The sequence below is a fragment of the Pseudomonas azotoformans genome (assembly GCF_001579805.1).
GTDB lineage: Bacteria > Pseudomonadota > Gammaproteobacteria > Pseudomonadales > Pseudomonadaceae > Aquipseudomonas > Aquipseudomonas azotoformans_A.
In genome coordinates this window covers 378,788-398,267 of sequence record NZ_CP014546.1, presented here as the reverse complement: position 1 = coordinate 398,267, position 19,480 = coordinate 378,788, and the positions used below count along the sequence as shown (strand labels likewise).

The 19,480-nt window shown below is 60.3% G+C and carries 20 protein-coding genes; 11 read left to right on the top strand and 9 right to left on the bottom strand.

Annotated features, from left to right (window positions below; translation table 11 throughout):
* The first annotated feature begins 156 nt into the window (after nt 1-156).
* Nucleotides 157-1,005: an EamA family transporter gene (locus tag AYR47_RS01920; protein ID WP_061434062.1), complete on the top strand. Its 849-nt coding sequence runs from the start codon at nt 157-159 to the stop codon at nt 1,003-1,005.
* Complete coding sequence (locus AYR47_RS01915; protein ID WP_061434060.1) at nt 1,005-1,952, top strand: LysR substrate-binding domain-containing protein; 948 nt, start codon at nt 1,005-1,007, stop codon at nt 1,950-1,952. Before AYR47_RS01920 ends, AYR47_RS01915 begins: the two co-directional genes overlap by 1 nt.
* Before the next feature lie 45 nt (nt 1,953-1,997).
* On the opposite strand, the gene AYR47_RS01910 is transcribed toward AYR47_RS01915, so the two are convergent.
* The gene (locus tag AYR47_RS01910) at nt 1,998-2,288 is read right to left on the bottom strand and encodes a DUF3077 domain-containing protein (protein ID WP_033900338.1); all 291 of its coding nucleotides are present in this window, start codon (nt 2,286-2,288) and stop codon (nt 1,998-2,000) included.
* 314 nt (nt 2,289-2,602) lie between these two features.
* The gene (locus AYR47_RS01905) at nt 2,603-3,550 is read right to left on the bottom strand and encodes a LysR family transcriptional regulator (RefSeq protein ID WP_028617937.1); all 948 of its coding nucleotides are present in this window, start codon (nt 3,548-3,550) and stop codon (nt 2,603-2,605) included.
* Between the two features lie 129 nt (nt 3,551-3,679).
* Here AYR47_RS01905 and AYR47_RS01900 point away from each other — a divergent pair, with 129 nt between their 5' ends.
* A complete protein-coding gene (locus tag AYR47_RS01900; RefSeq protein ID WP_061434058.1) occupies nt 3,680-5,197 on the top strand; it encodes a CoA-acylating methylmalonate-semialdehyde dehydrogenase in 1,518 nt (505 codons plus the stop codon).
* Nucleotides 5,198-5,212: 15 nt separating this feature from the next.
* On the top strand, nt 5,213-6,100 hold the full coding sequence (gene mmsB, locus AYR47_RS01895) for a 3-hydroxyisobutyrate dehydrogenase (RefSeq protein WP_038847136.1): 888 nt from the start codon (nt 5,213-5,215) through the stop codon (nt 6,098-6,100).
* Between the two features lie 49 nt (nt 6,101-6,149).
* Here mmsB and AYR47_RS01890 read toward each other — a convergent pair whose 3' ends face one another.
* Nucleotides 6,150-6,494 (bottom strand): cupin domain-containing protein, encoded by a 345-nt coding sequence (locus tag AYR47_RS01890; RefSeq protein ID WP_010206533.1) that lies wholly within the window; start codon nt 6,492-6,494, stop codon nt 6,150-6,152.
* Between the two features lie 240 nt (nt 6,495-6,734).
* On the opposite strand from AYR47_RS01890, the gene kynB reads away from it, so the two are divergent.
* Both kynB and kynA read left to right on the top strand, forming a co-directional pair.
* Nucleotides 6,735-7,385 (top strand): arylformamidase, encoded by a 651-nt coding sequence (kynB, locus tag AYR47_RS01885; protein ID WP_033896163.1) that lies wholly within the window; start codon nt 6,735-6,737, stop codon nt 7,383-7,385.
* Nucleotides 7,382-8,239, top strand: a complete 858-nt coding sequence (kynA, locus tag AYR47_RS01880; RefSeq protein WP_016974893.1) for a tryptophan 2,3-dioxygenase — start codon at nt 7,382-7,384, stop codon at nt 8,237-8,239. Before kynB ends, kynA begins: the two co-directional genes overlap by 4 nt.
* Before the next feature lie 49 nt (nt 8,240-8,288).
* Here kynA and AYR47_RS01875 read toward each other — a convergent pair whose 3' ends face one another.
* From AYR47_RS01875 to antA, 4 genes are all read right to left on the bottom strand, one after another.
* Nucleotides 8,289-9,644: an amino acid permease gene (locus AYR47_RS01875; RefSeq protein ID WP_167351248.1), complete on the bottom strand. Its 1,356-nt coding sequence runs from the start codon at nt 9,642-9,644 to the stop codon at nt 8,289-8,291.
* A gap of 114 nt (nt 9,645-9,758) precedes the next feature.
* A complete protein-coding gene (gene antC / locus AYR47_RS01870) occupies nt 9,759-10,766 on the bottom strand; it encodes an anthranilate 1,2-dioxygenase electron transfer component AntC (RefSeq protein WP_033896166.1) in 1,008 nt (335 codons plus the stop codon).
* A gap of 148 nt (nt 10,767-10,914) precedes the next feature.
* Nucleotides 10,915-11,406: an anthranilate 1,2-dioxygenase small subunit gene (gene antB / locus AYR47_RS01865; RefSeq protein ID WP_033896167.1), complete on the bottom strand. Its 492-nt coding sequence runs from the start codon at nt 11,404-11,406 to the stop codon at nt 10,915-10,917.
* Entirely contained in the window at nt 11,406-12,797 is a 1,392-nt protein-coding gene (gene antA / locus AYR47_RS01860) for an anthranilate 1,2-dioxygenase large subunit (protein ID WP_033896168.1), read from the bottom strand. Before antA ends, antB begins: the two co-directional genes overlap by 1 nt.
* Nucleotides 12,798-13,107: 310 nt before the next feature.
* Between antA and AYR47_RS01855 the strand changes: the two genes are divergently transcribed.
* On the top strand, nt 13,108-14,094 hold the full coding sequence (locus AYR47_RS01855; RefSeq protein WP_061434056.1) for an AraC family transcriptional regulator: 987 nt from the start codon (nt 13,108-13,110) through the stop codon (nt 14,092-14,094).
* On the opposite strand, the gene AYR47_RS01850 is transcribed toward AYR47_RS01855, so the two are convergent.
* Nucleotides 14,091-14,966 (bottom strand): LysR family transcriptional regulator, encoded by an 876-nt coding sequence (locus tag AYR47_RS01850; protein WP_033896170.1) that lies wholly within the window; start codon nt 14,964-14,966, stop codon nt 14,091-14,093. The genes AYR47_RS01855 and AYR47_RS01850 overlap by 4 nt on opposite strands.
* A 114-nt stretch (nt 14,967-15,080) precedes the next feature.
* On the opposite strand from AYR47_RS01850, the gene AYR47_RS01845 reads away from it, so the two are divergent.
* The 3 genes from AYR47_RS01845 to catA are packed head-to-tail and all read left to right on the top strand — an operon-like array spanning nt 15,081 to nt 17,482.
* Nucleotides 15,081-16,208, top strand: coding sequence for a muconate cycloisomerase family protein (locus tag AYR47_RS01845; protein ID WP_061434054.1), 1,128 nt, complete (start codon nt 15,081-15,083; stop codon nt 16,206-16,208).
* A 12-nt stretch (nt 16,209-16,220) separates the two neighbouring features.
* Nucleotides 16,221-16,511: a muconolactone Delta-isomerase gene (gene catC, locus AYR47_RS01840; protein ID WP_033896172.1), complete on the top strand. Its 291-nt coding sequence runs from the start codon at nt 16,221-16,223 to the stop codon at nt 16,509-16,511.
* Between the two features lie 41 nt (nt 16,512-16,552).
* On the top strand, nt 16,553-17,482 hold the full coding sequence (gene catA / locus AYR47_RS01835; protein ID WP_033896173.1) for a catechol 1,2-dioxygenase: 930 nt from the start codon (nt 16,553-16,555) through the stop codon (nt 17,480-17,482).
* Nucleotides 17,483-17,586: 104 nt separating this feature from the next.
* Here the strand turns inward: catA and AYR47_RS01830 are convergent, their stop codons facing one another.
* Nucleotides 17,587-18,060, bottom strand: coding sequence for an Lrp/AsnC family transcriptional regulator (locus AYR47_RS01830; protein WP_016974903.1), 474 nt, complete (start codon nt 18,058-18,060; stop codon nt 17,587-17,589).
* Nucleotides 18,061-18,204: 144 nt separating this feature from the next.
* Here AYR47_RS01830 and kynU point away from each other — a divergent pair, with 144 nt between their 5' ends.
* Nucleotides 18,205-19,455 carry a kynureninase gene (gene kynU, locus AYR47_RS01825; RefSeq protein WP_061434052.1) on the top strand — a complete coding sequence of 417 codons (1,251 nt, stop codon included), beginning with the start codon at nt 18,205-18,207 and terminating at the stop codon, nt 19,453-19,455.
* Nucleotides 19,456-19,480 lie beyond the last annotated feature (25 nt).

Genomic DNA, 19,480 nt, shown 5'->3' with positions numbered 1-19,480 from the left:
ATGACTCCTTAGGAATGCTCTGCCATGACGAATGTTGATGGCTAGGCTGACGAGGTTTCGCTTTTTCGCACGAAGTCGGCTTAGTTAAATGGCCGCTCTGAGTCGCCCCAAAGCTCATCATTCAAATCCTCCGATAACAGCCACAAGCCGAGCCCCATGGACAACTCCGATATCGCGATCACGCTGGTCTTGATCTCAGCCTTCATGCACGCCACTTGGAACGCTGTCGTCCGCGCCGGCAGCAGTCGCTTCATGACCTTGGCGATGGTGGATGGCACCGCGCTGGTGATATGCCTGTTGGCGTTGCCGTTTGTCAGCGTGCCGAGCCTGGAGGTGTGGGGCTACATCCTCGTCTCCGTGGGACTCAATACGGTCTATCGGTTATTTCTGATCAAAGCCTATGAAACGGGAGATTTCGGGCAGGTGTACCCGGTGATGCGTGGGATACCGCCGGTACTGGTCGCGTTGTTTTCCTACTTTCTGTTGCATGAGCAGTTGTCACGCGAGGCGCTGGCGGGTGTGGTGTTGATTTGTGTAGGCATTATCAGCCTGACCTTTGTGCGCAGGATGACGGCGCAGATGCTCAAGCCGATCCTGATGGCGGTGTGTGCCGGGGCGTTTATCGCGGCTTACACGGTGGTGGACGCCAAAGGCGTGAGAGCCAGTGAAACGGTGTTGCAATACATCATCTACCTGACGGTATTCCAGAGCATTCCGATCCCGGTGCTGGCGTTTTCCAGGGAGCGTTTGGCCTTGATGCGTGCGATACGTGGGCATTGGCGAGTCGGCCTGTTGGGCGGTGTTTTTTACCTGGCGTCTTACGGATTGGTGTTGTTTGCGTTGTCGCTGGACGCGGTGGCCAAGGTCTCAGCGCTGCGGGAAACCAGTGTTATTATCGGCGCCATTATTGCCGCGCTGTTCTTTCACGAACGGTTCGGTTGGCGACGGATGCTGTCGGCATTCGTCATTGTTTGCGGGATCATCTTGATCAAAGTGAGCACCTGATGGCCCAGCGTCCGCCTCCCACTCCGATGCTTCAAGCGTTCGTCAGCGCTGCGCAAACCGGTAGCTTTGCGCGTGCGGCGTCGCAGCTTAACCTCACCGCCAGTGCCATCAGCCATCAAATTGCAGGCCTGGAGGAGTGGTGGGGCGTGCAGTTGTTTGAGCGGCATTCGCGCGGCGTTAAGCTGACGTCCGCAGGGCAGGCTTTGTTGCCGATCACCGACGGATTTTTCAAGGCGCTGGATGGGGTCTTGCATTCACTCAACCCCGCAAAGTCCCGACCGCTGTACCTCTCATGCACGTCCTCGCTCTGCTCGACATGGCTGATCCCCAGGATGCACGGCTCTCACACTGAGGCTTCGTTCAACCTTGATCTGGTGTTGACCAGCGCCGACATCAGCAGCACCAGTCTGGAAGCGCATCAATACGATGTCGCGGTGGTGATGGGGTATGGCGATTACCCGGATCACCATGTTGAACTGCTGATGCGTGACGCGGTGTTTCCCGTTTGCTCGCCGGAATTTCTACGGTTGAAGGGGGATATCGCGCCGGGGGATGTGGCCCAATACCCGCTGATTCATCGGGTGGACGATCAGGTATGTCCGGGGTGGGAAAGCTGGTTTGCGTTTCAGGGCCTTCCGACGCCGCCTTATCACCATGGGCCGCGATTTCCGGATTCGAGCCTGGCGATCAGTCTGGCGGTAAAGGGCACAGGGATTGCGCTGGGCAGGACTGCGTTGGTGTATGACCAATTGGAAAACGGTGCATTGGTTGCGTTGAAAAGCCCCGTGATGATGTCCCCAGCGGCCTACTACATCATTTGTCGAAATGGGCGGCAGTCAGAGCCGGATATTGCGCGGCTGATTGAATGGCTCAAGACCCGTGCGGGTGAGTTCCTGCGCGAAGTTCGGGCTCGGTATCCGCAAATAGCCGGGACCACCGCCGTTTAAATGTGGGAAGGAGCAGGGCTCCTCCCGCATTCGAGCGGTCATCGCTTAACGGCTTGGCGTCATCGCTTGCGTCAGGTCATCGACCACGGCTTTGCCCATCTCACACAGGTAATGCGCGGCCCACGCGTATTGCTCGCCGCGTACATCCATGGCGGCTTCCATCGCGAGTTTCTTGGAGTAGAAAAGCAAGGTGGAGGCATGCTCTAACGCTTCCTCAATGGGCATGCCGGCGTTGACGCGGAACAGGGGTTTTTCGTTTTCGCCGTAATCGCCGAAGGTGACGACGCCGAGGGTGGTGATGGAAGAAAGCGGTGGGTCGGGGACGATTTTAGTCATGATCTATACCTGGGAGTTTAGGGAGCCACCCACTCATGTCGCTAAACATGAAAGGGTGGCAGCTGTACGCAGGTTAGCGAACCGGACCCAGGACCCGGCAGACCCGAAGGTCTCCCACGCACAGCCGCCATAACACGACAACGACGAGCATGAAGCGCTTGCCGTTGGAGGCTGTGTCCGGGTTCGGGTCGCTAAACCCGTTCGCTGATGTCAGCGAAGTACGGAGGCTAATGACTCGAACCCTAAGGCACAATAGGCCGGAGATTCTCTAGGAAACGTCCTGCAAATTAAAGCGAATCATCGTTGATGGCCCTTTAATCCGCGAACCTGATCTCCCTGGTCTCCCCCATCAACAACCCCTGATTCTGCTCCGTCACTTCCCTGATGTAGTCCCACAACAACGTAATCCGCTTCAACTTCCTCAGATCCTCCCGGCAATACATCCAGAACTGGCGAGTGATGGAAATCTGCTCCCCCAACACCGGCAACAACCGTGGATCCTGCGCCGCCAAAAAACACGGCAATATCGCCATCGACCGCCCCTGCTGCGCCGCCACGTACTGCGCAATCACGCTCGTGCTACGCAAACTGGCGCTGGCGCCGGGCACCACGTTGGCCAGGTACAGCAACTCCGAGCTGAACGCCAAGTCATCCACATAGCTGATAAACGGATGCTCGGCCAAATCCGCCGGTTTGCGGATTGGCGGGTGTTGGTCGAGGTATTCCTGGGTCGCGTACAGCTGCAGTTTGTAGTCGCACAATTTGCAGCACACATAGGGCCCATGTTCCGGGCGTTCCAGGGCGATGACGATGTCGGCTTCGCGCTTGGACAGGCTGATGAAGTGGGGCAGGGGCAGGATGTCCACCGAGATTGCGGGGTAGGTGTCGACGAAGTGGCTCAATTGCGGGGTGACGAAAAAGCTGCCGAACCCTTCGGTGCAGCCCATGCGTACATGGCCCGACAGCGCCACGCCGGAACCGGAGACTTGCTCGCAGGCCATGTGCAGGGTGCTTTCGATGGACTCGGCGTAGCCCAGCAAACGCTGGCCTTCGGTGGTGAGGACGAAGCCGTTGGTCCGGGATTTTTCGAACAGCAACGTACCGAGTGACACTTCCAATGAACTGATGCGCCGCGACACCGTGGTGTAGTCCACCGCCAGGCGCTTGGCGGCCACGCTGGCCTTGCGGGTACGGGCCACTTCGAGGAAAAACTTCAGGTCATCCCAGTTCAGGGAGCCCAGCGACGTGATGTTTTTTTGCATATTGGTCCGGCTTTTATGTGCGTTCTTATTAGAGATTTGCACATCTATACTCCAAAAACAGTCCGAACGCCTCATTTCCCAAGGCGGTTACGCGCCTTGTCTCTGCATAAATATAAGATTGGAGACCACATGAACGCATCTGCCGATATTTCCGTGCAACAGGTCAAGTTGCTGATCAACGGCGAGTGGGTCGAGTCCAAGACCACCGAGTGGCAAGACATCGTCAACCCGGCCACCCAAGAGGTGCTGGCCAAAGTCCCGTTCGCCACCGCCGATGAAGTCAACGCTGCCATCGACGCTGCCCATCGTGCCTTCCAGACCTGGAAGCTGACGCCGATCGGCGCACGCATGCGCATCATGCTCAAGCTGCAAGCCTTGATCCGCGAACATTCCAAGCGCATCGCCGTGGTGCTCAGCAACGAGCAGGGCAAGACCATTGCCGATGCCGAGGGCGATATTTTCCGTGGCCTGGAAGTGGTGGAACACGCCTGCTCCATCGGTAGCCTGCAAATGGGCGAGTTCGCTGAAAACGTTGCCGGTGGCGTCGATACCTACACCCTGCGCCAACCCATTGGCGTGTGCGCCGGCATTACGCCGTTCAACTTCCCGGCGATGATTCCGCTGTGGATGTTCCCGATGGCGATTGCTTGCGGTAACACCTTCGTGCTCAAGCCGTCCGAGCAGGACCCGTTGTCGACGATGCTGCTGGTGGAGCTGGCGCTGGAAGCTGGCGTGCCGGCTGGTGTGCTCAACGTGGTACACGGCGGCAAGGATGTGGTGGATGCGCTGTGCACCCATAAAGATATCAAGGCCGTGTCCTTTGTCGGCTCGACCGCCGTGGGTACTCACGTGTATGACCTGGCCGGCAAACACGGCAAGCGTGTGCAGTCGATGATGGGCGCCAAGAACCACGCCGTGGTGCTGCCGGATGCCAACCGCGAACACACCCTCAATGCCCTGGTCGGCGCCGGTTTTGGCGCGGCGGGTCAGCGTTGCATGGCCACTTCGGTGGTGGTGCTGGTGGGCGCGTCCAAGCAATGGTTGCCGGACCTGAAAGCGCTGGCGCAAAAACTCAAGGTCAACGCCGGCAGTGAAGCGGGCACCGATGTCGGCCCGGTGATCTCCAAGCGTGCCAAGGCACGCATCCTGGAACTGATTGAAAGCGGCGTAAAAGAAGGCGCCAAGCTGGAACTGGACGGCCGCGACATCAAGGTGCCGGGCTTCGAGCAAGGCAACTTTGTCGGCCCGACCCTGTTCTCGGGCGTGACCACCGATATGCAGATCTACACCCAGGAAATCTTCGGCCCGGTGCTGGTGGTGCTGGAAGTGGCGACCCTCGACGAGGCCATCGCCCTGGTCAACGCCAACCCGTTCGGCAACGGCACCGGCCTGTTCACCCAGAGCGGCGCGGCGGCGCGCAAGTTCCAGAGCGAAATCGACGTGGGCCAGGTCGGCATCAACATCCCGATCCCGGTGCCGGTGCCGTTCTTCAGCTTCACCGGTTCCCGTGGCTCCAAGCTCGGCGACCTCGGCCCGTACGGCAAGCAAGTGGTGCAGTTCTACACCCAGACCAAAACCGTCACCAGCCGCTGGTTCGATGACGACACGGTCAACGATGGCGTCAACACCACCATCAACCTGCGCTGATCCCGGGAGACGACCATGAAGATTGCATTTATCGGCTTGGGCAACATGGGCGCACCCATGGCCCGCAACCTGATCAAGGCCGGCCATGCGCTGAACCTGTTCGACCTGAACCAGACGGTGCTCAAGGAGCTGGCCGAGCTGGGTGGCACCATCAGCGATTCACCGCGTGATGCGGCCACGGGCGCTGAACTGGTGATCACCATGTTGCCGGCGGCGGCGCATGTGCGCAGCGTGTGGCTGAATGAAGACGGCGTACTGGCCGGCATCGGCCAAGGCGTACCGGCGGTGGATTGCAGCACTATCGACCCGCAGACCATCCGCGATGTGGCGGCTGCGGCGGCCAAGCAAGGTGTGACCGTGGCCGACGCCCCCGTCTCCGGGGGCACGGGCGGCGCCGCAGCCGGGACGCTGACCTTCATGGTCGGCGCCACCCCCGAACTGTTCGCCACCCTGCAGCCGGTGCTGGCGCAGATGGGCCGCAACATCGTGCATTGCGGTGAGGTCGGCACTGGGCAAATCGCCAAGATCTGCAACAACCTGTTGTTGGGGATCAGCATGGTCGGTGTCAGCGAAGCCATGGCGTTGGGCGATGCGCTGGGTATCGACACGCAAGTGCTGGCGGGGATCATCAACAGCTCGACCGGGCGTTGCTGGAGTTCCGACACCTACAACCCATGGCCGGGCGTGATCGAAACCGCGCCGTCGTCGCGGGGTTACACCGGTGGGTTTGGTGCTGACCTGATGCTCAAGGATTTGGGCTTGGCCACCGAAGCGGCGCGTCAGGCCAAGCAACCCGTGATTCTGGGCGCTGTGGCCCAGCAGTTGTATCAATCGATGAGCCAGCGTGGGGAAGGGGGTAAAGACTTCTCGGCGATTATCAACAGCTATCGCAAGCCCAAATAGGGGCGTTTTCCGGGAGCCTGCTAATAGTGGGCTCCCGGGTTTTTGCGGCTCACGCAAACACAAAATACTTACGCACCGTCTCCACCACTTCCCACGTCCCCTTCATCCCCGGCTCCACCACAAAGATATCCCCAGCCCGCAAGTGAATCGGCTCCAGGCCTTCCGGGGTGATGATGCAGTAGCCTTCCTGGAAGTGGCAGTATTCCCACTTCACGTAGTCCACGTACCATTTGCCAGGGGTGCAGATCCACGTGCCCATGATCTTGCTGCCGTCTTCGCTGGTGTAGGCGTTGAGGTTGACGGTGTGCGGGTCGCCTTCGAGTTTTTCCCATTTGCAGGCGTCCAGGACCGGCAGGGGATGGGTGTCGCGCAGTACGGTGATGGGCTTGGACATGATGTCTCCAGGGCAGGGAATGGAAAGATCCACCCTAAGGCCTTGGGCGTTGGGTCAGTGGTCTGAACTCGACATCGGGATGCCCAGAAGCGCAGCGGTGTTTATTTGATATAACCCATCACCAATCCGCTATTTCCTCGCAGTAAGTGCGAAAGATTTCCCGCTTCACGCCAGAATTCGCAAGAAAATTCGCAGCACGCCCTCGTATCATTCACCCCAGTAACCGCCGAGAGCCCTGAAATGAACCCAATAAAAACGTGGTGGGATATCAGCCCGCCCTTGAGTACGGCGACCCCGACCTGGCCGGGGGATACGCCGTTCCAGGAAGAGCGCGTGTGGCAGTTTGGCCCGGAGTGTCCGGTGAATGTCGGGCGTATCACGCTATCCCCACATACCGGCGCCCACGTGGATGCGCCGCTGCATTACAGCGCGGACGGCGCGCCGATTGGCGAGGTGTCGTTGGATGTGTACCTGGGGCCATGCCGGGTGCTGCATTGTCTGGACAGCGGTGCGCTGGTGCAGCCGCATCAGTTGGAAGGCCGTGTGGATAACTTGCCCGAGCGCGTGCTGCTGCGCACTTATCCACAAGCGCCGCTGACTGAATGGGATTCGAATTTCACCGCCATCGCTCCGCAAACCATCGAGCTGCTAGCCAGCCTGGGTGTGCGCTTGATCGGCATCGATACGCCATCCCTGGACCCGCAGCAGTCCAAGACCATGGATTCCCACAACGCCGTGGCCCGTCATGGCATGGCGATTCTCGAAGGCATCGTGCTCGATGACGTACCGGAGGGCGACTATGAATTGATCGCACTGCCGCTGCGGTTTGCCAACCTCGATGCCAGCCCGGTCCGCGCAATCTTGCGCCCGCTCAAGGAGCCCACGCGATGAGCCAATGTCCTTTCTCTGCTGACTACCAGCCGCCTGAAGAATGGCATAACGCCGAACTGAATTTTTCCGAGTCCATGAGCTACGGCGATTACCTGGACCTGGGCAAAGTCCTCAGCGCCCAGCATCCGCTGTCGCCGGACCACAACGAAATGCTCTTCATCATCCAGCACCAGACCTCCGAGCTGTGGATGAAACTGATGCTCCACGAACTCAAGGCCGCCCGCGAACACGTGCGCCTGGGCGAGCTGCCGCCGGCGTTCAAGATGCTGGCGCGGGTGTCGAGGATCTTCGACCAACTGGTGCACGCCTGGGCGGTGCTGGCGACGATGACGCCGTCGGAGTACAAGTCGATCCGCCCGTTCCTGGGGCAGTCGTCGGGGTTTCAGTCGTTCCAGTACCGTGAGATCGAATTTATCCTCGGCAATAAAAGCGCGGCGCTGTTGCGGCCCCACGCCCATCGGCCAGAGCTGTTGAACGAGTTGAAAGTGGCGATTGCCACGCCGTCGCTGTATGACGAGGCGATCAACCTGATGGTCAAGGCGGGTCTGGCGATTGATCCGAAACGCGCCGAGCGCGACCCGACGGCGGCGACGGTTCACGATGAATCGGTGGAGGCGGCGTGGCGCGAGGTGTATCGCGATCCGAGCCGGTATTGGGATTTGTATCAGTTGGCCGAAAAGTTTATCGACCTGGAGGACTCGTTCCGTCAGTGGCGCTTCCGCCATGTGACCACGGTCGAGCGGATTATCGGCTTTCAGCCGGGAACCGGTGGCACGGAAGGGGTGGGGTATTTGCGCAAGATGCTAGATACCGTGCTGTTCCCAGAGCTGTGGCGAGTACGCTCAACGCTCTAAACAAAAAGCCCCGGAATTCCGGGGCTTTTTATTGGCTGTCAGTCAGTAATCAGGCGACTGCCATCTTGGCCTTTCTGACCCGCAACCGGTAGGCAATGTAGATAATCCCCACCCACACCGGCATCGCATACACCGACTCGCTGATGCCCGGAATCGCCAGCATCACGCTGATGATCATCACCATGAACGCCAGGCACAGGTAGTTGCTGAACGGGAACCAGAAGGTCTTGAACGATGGCGTCAGGCCTTGTTCGCTCATGGCTTTGCGGAACTTGATGTGGGTGATGCTGATCAGCGCCCAGTTGATCATCAGTGAGGCAACCACCAGCGCGAACAGCAGTTCCAGCGCGCTCTGCGGTGCCACGTAGTTGACCACCACGCACAGCATCGTCACCAGCGCCGAAATCGCCAGGGCGCGGATCGGCACACCTTGCTTGTTCAGCTTCATCAGCGATTTCGGTGCATCGCCTTGCTCGGCCAGGCCGAACAGCATGCGGCTGTTGCAGTACACGCCGCTGTTGTACACCGACAACGCCGCGGTCAGCACCACGAAGTTGAGGATGTGCGCGGCGGTGTCGTTGCCGATCAGCGAGAAGATCTGCACGAACGGGCTACCGCTGTAGGCATCGCCCGAGGCGCCGAGGGTTTGCAGCAACTGGTCCCACGGGTACAGCGACAGCAGTACGGTCAGGGCGCCGACGTAGAAAATCAGGATCCGGTAGACCACCTGGTTGATCGCCTTCGGGATCACCTTGCGCGGCTCGCTGGCTTCGGCGGCAGTGATGCCCACCAGCTCCAGGCCACCGAACGAGAACATGATGAACGCCATGGACATCAACAGCCCCATGCCGCCATTCGGGAAGAACCCGCCGTGGCTCCACAGGTTGCTGACCGAGGCTTGTGGGCCGCCGGTGCCGCTGAACAGCAGGTAGCAGCCGAGCACGATCATGCCGACAATCGCCACCACCTTGATGATCGCGAACCAGAACTCGGCCTCACCGAAGAACTTCACGTTCAGGGTGTTGATCAGGTTCACCGCGACAAAGAACACCAGTGCACTGACCCAGGTCGGGATCTCCGGCCACCAGAACTGGATGTACTTGCCCACCGCCGTCAGTTCGGCCATGCCCACCAGCACGTAGAGTACCCAGTAGTTCCAACCCGCCAGGAAGCCCGCGTAGCCGCCCCAGTATTTGTGCGCGAAGTGGCTGAAGGAACCGGCCACCGGCTCTTCAACGATCATTTCGCCGAGCTGGCGCATGATCAGGAACGCGATGAAACCGGCAATCGCGTAGCCCAGGATCATCGACGGCCCCGCCGACTTGAGCACCCCGGCCGAGCCGAGGAACAACCCCGTGCCGATCGCCCCTCCCAAGGCGATCAGCTGAATGTGCCGGTTCTTCAAGCCACGCTTGAGGCCCTACCGGGTTAACCATGTCATCCGCCATTAACATTCCCTTCTACTTGTTTTTCTTGAGGGTGAGTGCACGCCGCATCAGCCCCTCAGAAGTACTGAGGGTCAGATATTACTCTGCGTAAACTTTTCGTAATACAGCTGAACGCCATCAAGTGCCTGATCCGCCAGCCATTGCTGGATGGATTCGACCATTGGAGGGGGGCCGCACAGGTACATATCCGCCGAACTGTCCCGCAATTCGGCCAGGTCAAAATGCTCAGTGAGGTAGCCGCGCTTGCCGGGCCAATCCTCTGAAGGTGCGCTGAGGACTTCGGTGTAGCGGAACTTCGGAATTTTTGCAGCATAACCCTGGATACGCGCCGCTTCGCACAAGTCTTCGGCACCGCGCACGCCGTAATACAGGTGCACCGGTTGGTCACAACCCTTGGCGGCCAGTTCATCGAGCATGCCCAGCAAGGCCGATAACCCCGTGCCACCCGCCACCAGTACCAATGGCTGGGTGACGTGGCGCAGGTAGAAGGCGCCAAGGGGCGCTTCCATCAACAGCTCATCGCCCACTTGGCAACGCTCGCGCAGGTAGTTGCTCATCACCCCATCGGGCAACAGGCGCACTAAAAATTGCAGGTGATTGCCCGGCAGGTTGGCGAAAGAATAGGACCGCCAACTGTCCGTGCCAGGCACCGCTAGGCGGGCATATTGGCCCGGCAGAAAGTCCAGCGCCTGATCCAACTGCACCTGCAGGATCGCCGTGCTGGCCGACACCTGCTCCACCGCGCTCACGCTGCCCTTGACCCGAACCGGCCCCGGCGCGTTGCACAGGCTCGAATCAAAGTCGAAATAGAACGTCGCGTCGGACTTCACCCGCGTCTGGCAACTGAGCATCTTGCGCTGTTGCAGGTCGAGGCTGGACAGCGCCTCTTCGTCGACATAGTCCTGGCTGTAATCGCCGGACTCGCAACGGCCCTGGCAGGTGCCGCAGACACCCTCACGGCAATCCAGTGGGATCTTGATGCCGTTGCGCAGCGCTGCATCCAGCAGGATTTCATGGGAGCCCACCGGGAAAAACAGGGTTTTGCCGTCGGCAAAACTGAAGGCTACTTTGTGATTCATTCGCGAAACTCCACGCATGTATTGCTGGCGCATAACTTGTGGCGAGGGAGCTTGCTCCCGCTGGAGTGCGCAGCGCTCACAAGATTTTGGGGCCGCTACGCAGCCCAGCGGGAGCAAGCTCCCTCGCCACAAGGTGTGATGTGCTGGGTTAGAGGTGATAGAAATCCAGCACCGAGTTGATGGTGTCGTTGAGCAGCAACGCATGCTTGCGGGTGATCAACCAACTGTCGCCATTCGGCTTGAGGCTGTAGGTCGCATGTCCGTAGAACTGCTCTGACGTAGCCAGTCGGTAAAACAACGTGTGCCAGTTCAGCCGCACCTCCAGCGTTCCCTCCGCCTGCTCCGCCACGCGCACGTTATTGATCAGGTGCAAGGTGCGCGGCATCGGTGTCGCCGACGCGGCTTTGCCGGTGCGCAAACGGAACACACGGTCTTCCAGGCCCGAGCGGTTGGCGTAGTAGATCAACGACATCTCGCGCTTGGGATCACGGGTGTAGACGTGTTCCGAGTCCCACTGCGGCAGGTGGAACTCGCTCTGCGGGTCGAACAGCTGCACATAGGCGTCCCAGTCCTGGGCGTCGCACAGCTCGGATTTGCGGTAGAAGAACTGCTCGATCTGGTACTGCAGTTGCGCATTCATCACTTCACCTCCCGCAATGTCAGTGCTTGTCTGTCCAGGCCCTTGAGCAGGAACTGCTGCCAGTTGCGATGCTGGTTCACGTAGAGGCCTTCATGGGTGAATTCGGTGCCGGTCATGGCCGGTTGGATGCCGATGGCTTCGCTGTTGGGCGTGGGGCCGGTTTCCCAGCGGTGGCTGCCCCGTGATATGTCGCTCCAGCGTTCCAGGCGGCCCTGGAAGCCGCGTTGGGCTTCGCGAAATTCCACCAGGTCATCCGGTGTGCCCATGCCCGACACGTTGAAAAAGTCCTCGAACTGACGAATACGGTTTTCGCGATCCGCGTCGGATTCACCCTTCACCCCCAGGCACTGGCTGATGATCTCGGTTTTGTTCCACGCCACCGGACGGATAATGCGCAGCTGCGAGCTGATCTGGTCGAGGAAGAACAGGCTGGGGTAGATATTCAGGTTGCGCAGGCGGTGCATCATCCACTCGGCCTTTGGCTGGCCGTGTTCTTCCACCAGGCGCGGCATGATCGTGGCGTAGCCGGAGCGCACGCTGGGGTTGGGCATGTCGCTGAACAACACACTGTGACCATTGTTGAAGGCGAACCAGCCGTCATCGGTGTTGGCGTCACCCGCGCCGAGCTTGCTGTAATCGAGGGTGCTGCCTGCGCCGGTGCCGTTCTCGGTGTTCACTTGCTGGCGATGCTGCACCGTGGCCACGTAGTTGTAGTGCACGGTGCTGACGTGATAACCGTCCAGGCCGTTCTCGTTTTGCAGCTTCCAGTTGCCGTCGTAGGTGTAGGCGGATTTGCCCGGCAATACCTCCAACTCACCGGTAGCGGACTGGGCGACCATCATGTCGAAGAACACTTTGGCGTCGCCCAGGAAGTCTTCCAGGCTGTCGGTGCCTGCCACATCCAGGCTGATGAACACGAAGCCTTTGTAGCTCTCGATGCGGGCTTTTTTCAGCCCGCGCGTCGCCTTGTCGAAACCCTCCGGGTATTCCCCCGGCGCCTTGACCTTCACCAGCCGGCCATCGCTCTTGTAGCACCAGGCATGGAACGGGCAGGTGAAGGTGGACTGGTTGCCCTTGCCGACCCGCGTCAAGGTTGTGCCGCGATGCTGGCAGGCGTTGATCAGCGCGTTGAGGTGGCCTTCGCCGTCGCGGGTGATGATCATTGGCTGGCGCCCGGCGCGCATCGTCACGAAGTCGTGGTTATTGGCCAGTTCGCTTTCGTGGCAGGCGTAGATCCAGTTCTTTTCGAAGATCAGTTCCATCTCCAGATCGAACAGTTCCGGCTCGGTGAACATGTCACGGGCGATGCGGAACACTGCATCCGCCGGGCGAAAATCCAGACAACCTTCGATAAATGTTTTCCACTGCTCGACGCTTCTTGCACCACTCATGGGAGGCACCTTTTGATAGGGCTAATCGGTGGTTTATTAGAGGCAGCGGGGCAGGGCGCGGGCTATCCGCTTAGTGGGGGAACCTGCGCCGGATAATTGGGCAGCAAATACCCAACCCGGTGCGCAGCGGTGACGGGATGCGCTACTGTCTGGCAAGGCAATGGCCGCAAAAGTCGGCGGCTTATCCACTTAGTCGACCATTGCTATCCACCCGCTGGCCATTGCGCCGGCGTGGCGCATTATTTGCTGTCGAACAACAACGACGCGCCGCCAGAGCGCGCAACAGCCTAACCGCCGTGGGTGCACCCTGATGAGCAGCCAAACGATTCAACGCTTCGACCTGGAAGGCGCACGCAGCTGGATGTCCGGCATCTGCGGGCCCCATCGCCTGGCCACCGCCACGCCCGAGCGCCTGCGTTTCCACCACAGTGCCAACATGTTCAAGTCTCGCGCCACCACCTTGGGCGTGATCGAATACGGCACCGACGTGACCATCGACATCGAAGACGCGGAGCACTTCAGCAGCTACAGCCTGAGCCTGCCGTTGGTGGGCGAGCAGGAGTTGAGCAAGAACGGTGAGCGCCTGAGCTCCAACCGCGACCAGGGCGTGATCATCTCGCCCAACGAGCATCAGGTGCTGGCGATTTCCGGCGACTGTCGCAAGTTGCAGGTGGTGATCACGCGGGCGGCGATGAGTGAGTCGCTGGAAGGTTTGCTGCAACGGCCGATTGAGGCGCCGCTGCGCTTTGAGTCGGTGATGGACGCGGTGGACGGCGCTTCGGCGGCGTGGTGGCGCATGGCACGCTACTTCATCGCGGAGTTGGAACACGGCAGTGAATTGTATGAGCAACCGGCGTTTTCCCGTGACCTGGAAAGCTCGCTGATCAAGGGCCTGATCCTGGCCCAGCCGAACAATTACTCCGAAGAGCTGCGCGATGTCCTCGGTGTGAAACTGCCGCATTACCTGATCCGTGCGCGCCAGTACATCCACGACAATGCTCGGGACGCCGTGCATCTGGAAGACCTGGAGGCCGCGGCCGGCGTATCGCGGTTCAAGTTGTTCGATGCCTTTCGCAAATACTTTGCGCTGTCACCGATGGCCTATTTGAAAAAGCATCGGCTCTCTGCAGTGCGCCAGGCCATCCTTGAACAGGGCTCTACCTGCACCATCTCCGAGATTGCCCTGGGCTGGGGCTTTACCCACCTTGGGCGATTTTCGGCGGAGTATCGCAAGCTGTTCGATGAGTCTCCCAGCCAGACCCTGCAGCGCAATGATGCGCGGCGCCTGCGTAGCTAGATCAACTCTTCCACCAGTTGCAGGCAATGACTGAGCCCCGGCGACTGGTCATTCACCCGTCGGCTGAGGATGATCGGCGAGGTTGCCGTGGCCTCCACCACCGGCGTGTAGCCGATGTCCGCACGGTGCAGCACTTGCACCGAGGCGGGCACCAGCGTCACGCCCATGCCGGCGCCGACCAGGCCAATGGCGGTCTGCAATTCGTTGGTCCACTGCGCCACCTTAAGGCTCAGGCCATGGGCGTCGAACAGCGCGATCACATGGTCGGCGTAGCTGGGGCGCGGGTTGCCGGGGTAGAGCACAAAGGGCTCGGCGGCCAGTTGGGCGAGGGTGGCGGGCGCATCGAGCAACGGGTGGCCGGCAGGCAGCACGGCAACCAGCCGATCCTCCACCAAAACGCGCTGGACGATGGCCGGGTCGTCGATGCGAATCCGCCCGAACCCCACGTCGATGCGCCCGGCCTTGAGCGCTTCGACCTGCTGCAAGGTGGTCATTTCCGCCAGCCCCAACTCCAGCTCCAGCGCCTCATGGGTGCGCAGCCGGCGGATCAGTTCCGGCAGCACGCCATACAGGGTCGAGGGCGCAAAGCCGATGCCCAGCCAAGTCTTCTCGCCTTGGCCGATGCGCCGGGTGTTGTCGCAGACCTTGCTCAGTTGTTCCAGCAGCACGTTGGCATGCTCATAGAAGAACCGCCCGGCTTCGGTCAGCCGCAACGGTCGGCCACGCTCCAGCAGGATCACCCCCAACTCATCTTCCAATTGCTGGATCTGCCGGCTCAACGGCGGCTGGGCGATGTGCAAACGTTCGGCGGCGCGGGTGAAGTTGAGGGTTTCCCCCAGCACCTGGAAATAGCGCAGATGACGCAATTCCATAACCACTCCTTTCATACCTTGAGGGTATTGCTTCAGACCCATTCTATATTGGAAGCCTTTAAAAATACGGCACAGAATCGGCTCAAACCTAAAAAGAACCCAACGGGTATAGCCATGCCGATTTGCGCCATCGAGTCGATCGACACGATCATCGTCGACCTCCCCACCATTCGCCCGCACAAGCTGGCGATGCACACGATGCAAAACCAGACCTTGGTGATCATCCGCCTGCGTTGCGCCGACGGTATCGAAGGCATCGGTGAAGCCACCACCATTGGCGGCCTGAGCTACGGCAATGAAAGCCCTGATAGCATCAAGGTCAACATCGACCGCCACTTCGCGCCGCTGCTGATCGGCCAGGACGCGAGCAATATCAACGCGGCCATGTTGCGCCTGGAACGCAGCATTCGCGGCAACACCTTTGCCAAGTCCGGGATCGAAAGCGCCTTGCTCGATGCACTGGGCAAACGCTTGAACCTGCCGGTCAGCGAACTGCTCGGCGGCCGTGTGCGCGATGCCTTGCCAGTGGCCTGGACCCTGGCCAGCGGCAACACGGAAAAGGACATTGCCGAAGCGGAAAAGATGCTCGACCTGCGCCGCCACCGCATTTTCAAATTGAAGATCGGCGCCGGTGAAGTCAGCCACGACCTGGCCCATGTGATCGCGATCAAAAAAGCCCTGGGCGACCGCGCCAGTGTGCGCGTCGACGTCAACCAGGCCTGGGATGAGGCGGTGGCACTGCGTGCCTGCAAGGTGCTCGGCGACAACGGCATCGACCTGATCGAACAACCCATCTCCCGCAACAACCGTGGCGGCATGGTGCGGCTCAACCTGTCGAGCCCGGCGCCGATCATGGCGGATGAGTCCATCGAATGTGTCGAGGATGCCTTCAACCTGGCCCGCGAAGGTGCGGCCTCGGTGTTTGCGTTGAAGATCGCCAAGAACGGCGGCCCGCGCGCCGTACTGCGTACGGCCGCCATTGCCGAAGCGGCGGGCATCGGCCTGTACGGCGGCACCATGCTCGAAGGCGGCATCGGCACCCTGGCCTCGGCCCATGCCTTTCTCACGCTGAACAAACTGGCATGGGGCACCGAGTTGTTCGGCCCGTTGTTGCTCACCGAAGACATCCTCACCGAACCGCCGGTGTACCGCGATTTCCAGCTGCATGTTTCCACCGCACCGGGCCTGGGCCTGGCCATCGATGAAGAGCGCCTGGCGTTCTTCCGTCGTGACAAACACTAAGAGGCGCCTGCCATGTTGTTCCACGTAAAAATGACCGTGAACCTGCCCCTCGATATGAATCCCGAGCGCGCCGCTGCGCTCAAGGCCGAAGAAAAAGCCTTGGCGCAGCGCCTGCAACAGCAAGGCAAATGGCGCCACCTGTGGCGCATCGCCGGGCATTACGCGAACTACAGCGTGTTCGATGTCGACAGCGTGCAGGACCTGCACGATGTGTTGATGCAACTGCCGCTCTTTCCCTACATGGCCATCGAAGTGAATGCCCTGTGCCGTCACCCGTCGTCGATCCATGAGGATGACCGCTAAGCCGGTTTTCACCCTAATAACTACAAGATGAGGAATGCACCATGTCCATCCGACTGTCCCAGACTGCCCATGCCCAACAGTTTCTCGAAGAAGCCAGCGGCAACCTCAATGACGGCGGTAACCCGCGTACCAAGGCGCTGATCTACCGGATCCTGCGCGACACCGTGAACATCATCGAAGACCTGGAAGTGACCCCGGAAGAGTTCTGGAAGGCGGTCAACTATCTGAACGACTTGGGCAAGAACCAGGAAGCTGGCTTGCTCGCCGCCGGGCTGGGCCTGGAGCATTACCTCGACCTGTTGATGGACGCCGCCGACGAGGAAGCCGGCAAATCCGGCGGCACACCGCGCACCATCGAAGGCCCGTTGTATGTGGCCGGTGCGCCGCTGTCGAAGTATGAGGCGCGACTGGATGATGGCAAGGACGACGCGGTGCCGCTGTTCATGCGCGGGCAAGTACGCGACACCGAGGGCAAGCCGCTGGCGGGGGCGATTGTGGACGTGTGGCAGGCCAATACCGGTGGCACCTATTCGTGGTTCGATCCCACGCAGTCCGAGTTCAACCTGCGCCGGCGCATCGAGACCGATGCTCAGGGCAACTACCGGTTTCGCAGTATCGTGCCGTCGGGCTACGGCTGCCCGCCGACCGGGCCGACCCAGCAACTGCTCGATCAACTGGGGCGCCACGGGCAGCGGCCGGCGCATATTCACTTCTTCATTTCGGCGCCGGGGCATCGACACCTGACCACGCAGATCAACCTGTCGGATGACCCGTACCTGCATGATGATTTTGCCTATGCGACGCGGGATGAGTTGATCGCCGAGATTCGCTTCAGTGAAGATCCGCAGTTGGCGCGAGAGTTTGGCGTGGAAGGGCGGTTTGCGCAGATTGATTTCGACTTTGAGTTGCAAGTGGCGGATGCGCCGGTAGAGCAAAAGCGCATGCAGCGCGTGCGCGCCCTTGAGGACTAAACGCGGTTAAAAATGTGGGAGCTGGCTTGCCTGCGATAGCAATGGTGCATTCACCACCGTCATCGCAGGCAAGCCAGCTCCCACAGAGTGCGGTGGTGTTGCCGCTATTTGCGGATGACCAGGTCCAACACCTCATCCCGATCCTTGATCTTCTGCAGCACAATCTCCGAGCGTATATCCATCACCCCCGCCGTGCGGTTCAGGTGGTTCACGATAAAGTCCGAAAAATGCTTGAGGTTGCGGGCCTGCACCCGCAGCACATAGTTGCTGGCGCCGGTGATCACGTAGGCGCTGGCCACTTCCGGCCAGCCCTGCACTTTCTTGATGAACGTCTCATGCCAATCCTCCACATCCTGGCGTAACGACAGGTGGACGATGGCCTCCAGCTCGATCCCCAATTGCTCCGCATTCAGCACTGCGCGGTAGCCGCTGATGATTCCCTCGCTCTCCAGCAAGCGCAAACGGCGCAGGCAGGCGGACGGCGACAGTGCGACTTTTTCCGCCAGTTCCTGGTTGCTGATGCGGCCATCCTGTTGCAGGAAATGCAGGAGGCGCAGGTCGGTGGCGTCGAGAATCATGGTTAGAATAAATCCGCGTGTTTGGGGGTTAAATTCGAATTTCCTACAGCTTAATTAGCCTGTTGCTACTCACTTTGCACGAAAATTCTCTAAAACTTCGTTCATTATTTGGTCCATTCTTACTTATAAAAACCAGGACCGCCCATGACCCCTCGAAGCCATTGCCAAGCCCTCGACGCCCAGGACCCGCTGGCACCGTTGCGCAGCCAGTTCGCCTTGCCGGAGGGCGTGATCTACCTCGACGGCAACTCGCTCGGCGCCCGCCCGGTGGCGGCGTTGGCGCGGGCGCAGGCGGTGATTGCCGAAGAGTGGGGCAACGGGCTGATCCGCAGCTGGAACAGCGCCGGCTGGGCGGATTTGTCCCAGCGCCTGGGCAATCGCCTGGCGCCGTTGATTGGCGCGCGTGACAACGAAGTGGTGATCACCGATACCACCTCGATCAACCTGTTCAAGGTGCTGAGCGCCGCATTGACCGTGCAGCGTCAACGCCAGCCGCATCGCAAGGTGATCGTCAGCGAGGCGAGCAACTTCCCCACCGACTTGTACATCGCAGAAGGCTTGGCTGAACTGCTGCAACAGGGCTATTCCCTGCGCCTGGTGAACAGCCCGGACGAACTGCCCCAGGCGGTCGATCAGGACGTGGCGGTGGTGATGCTCACCCACGTCAATTACAAGACCGGCTACATGTACGACATGCAGGCGCTGACCGCCTTGAGCCATGAGTGTGGCGCGCTGAGCCTCTGGGACCTGGCGCATTCGGCAGGCGCTGTGCCCATCGACCTGCATCAGGCCGGCGCCGATTATGCGATCGGCTGTACCTACAAGTACCTCAACGGCGGCCCGGGTTCCCAGGCGTTTGTGTGGGTGAGCCCGGCGTTGGTAGATGTGGTGCGTCAGCCGTTGTCGGGCTGGTTCGGGCATACCCGGCAGTTCGCCATGGAGTCGACGTATGCACCGAGTGCCGGTATCGCCCGTTACCTGTGCGGCACTCAACCGATCACTTCGCTGGCCATGGTGGAGTGCGGTCTGGAGATTTTTGCCCAGACCGATATGGCGAGTTTGCGCAGCAAGTCCCTGGCGTTGACCGACCTGTTTATCGCGTTGGTCGAAGCCCGTTGCGGTGCCCATGACTTGAAGTTGATCACCCCACGTGAGCACGCCAGACGTGGCAGCCATGTGAGCTTTGAACACCCCGAAGGCTACGCGGTGATCCAGGCCTTGATCGCCCGTGGGGTGATCGGTGATTACCGTGAGCCGCGCATCATGCGGTTTGGTTTTACGCCGTTGTACACGAGCTTTACCGAGGTGTTTGACGCTGTGGAAATCCTTGGCGACATCCTCGACAACCACACCTGGGACCAGCCGCAATTCAAAGTCCGCAACAGCGTCACCTGACACATCTACCGACCACCTGTGCAAT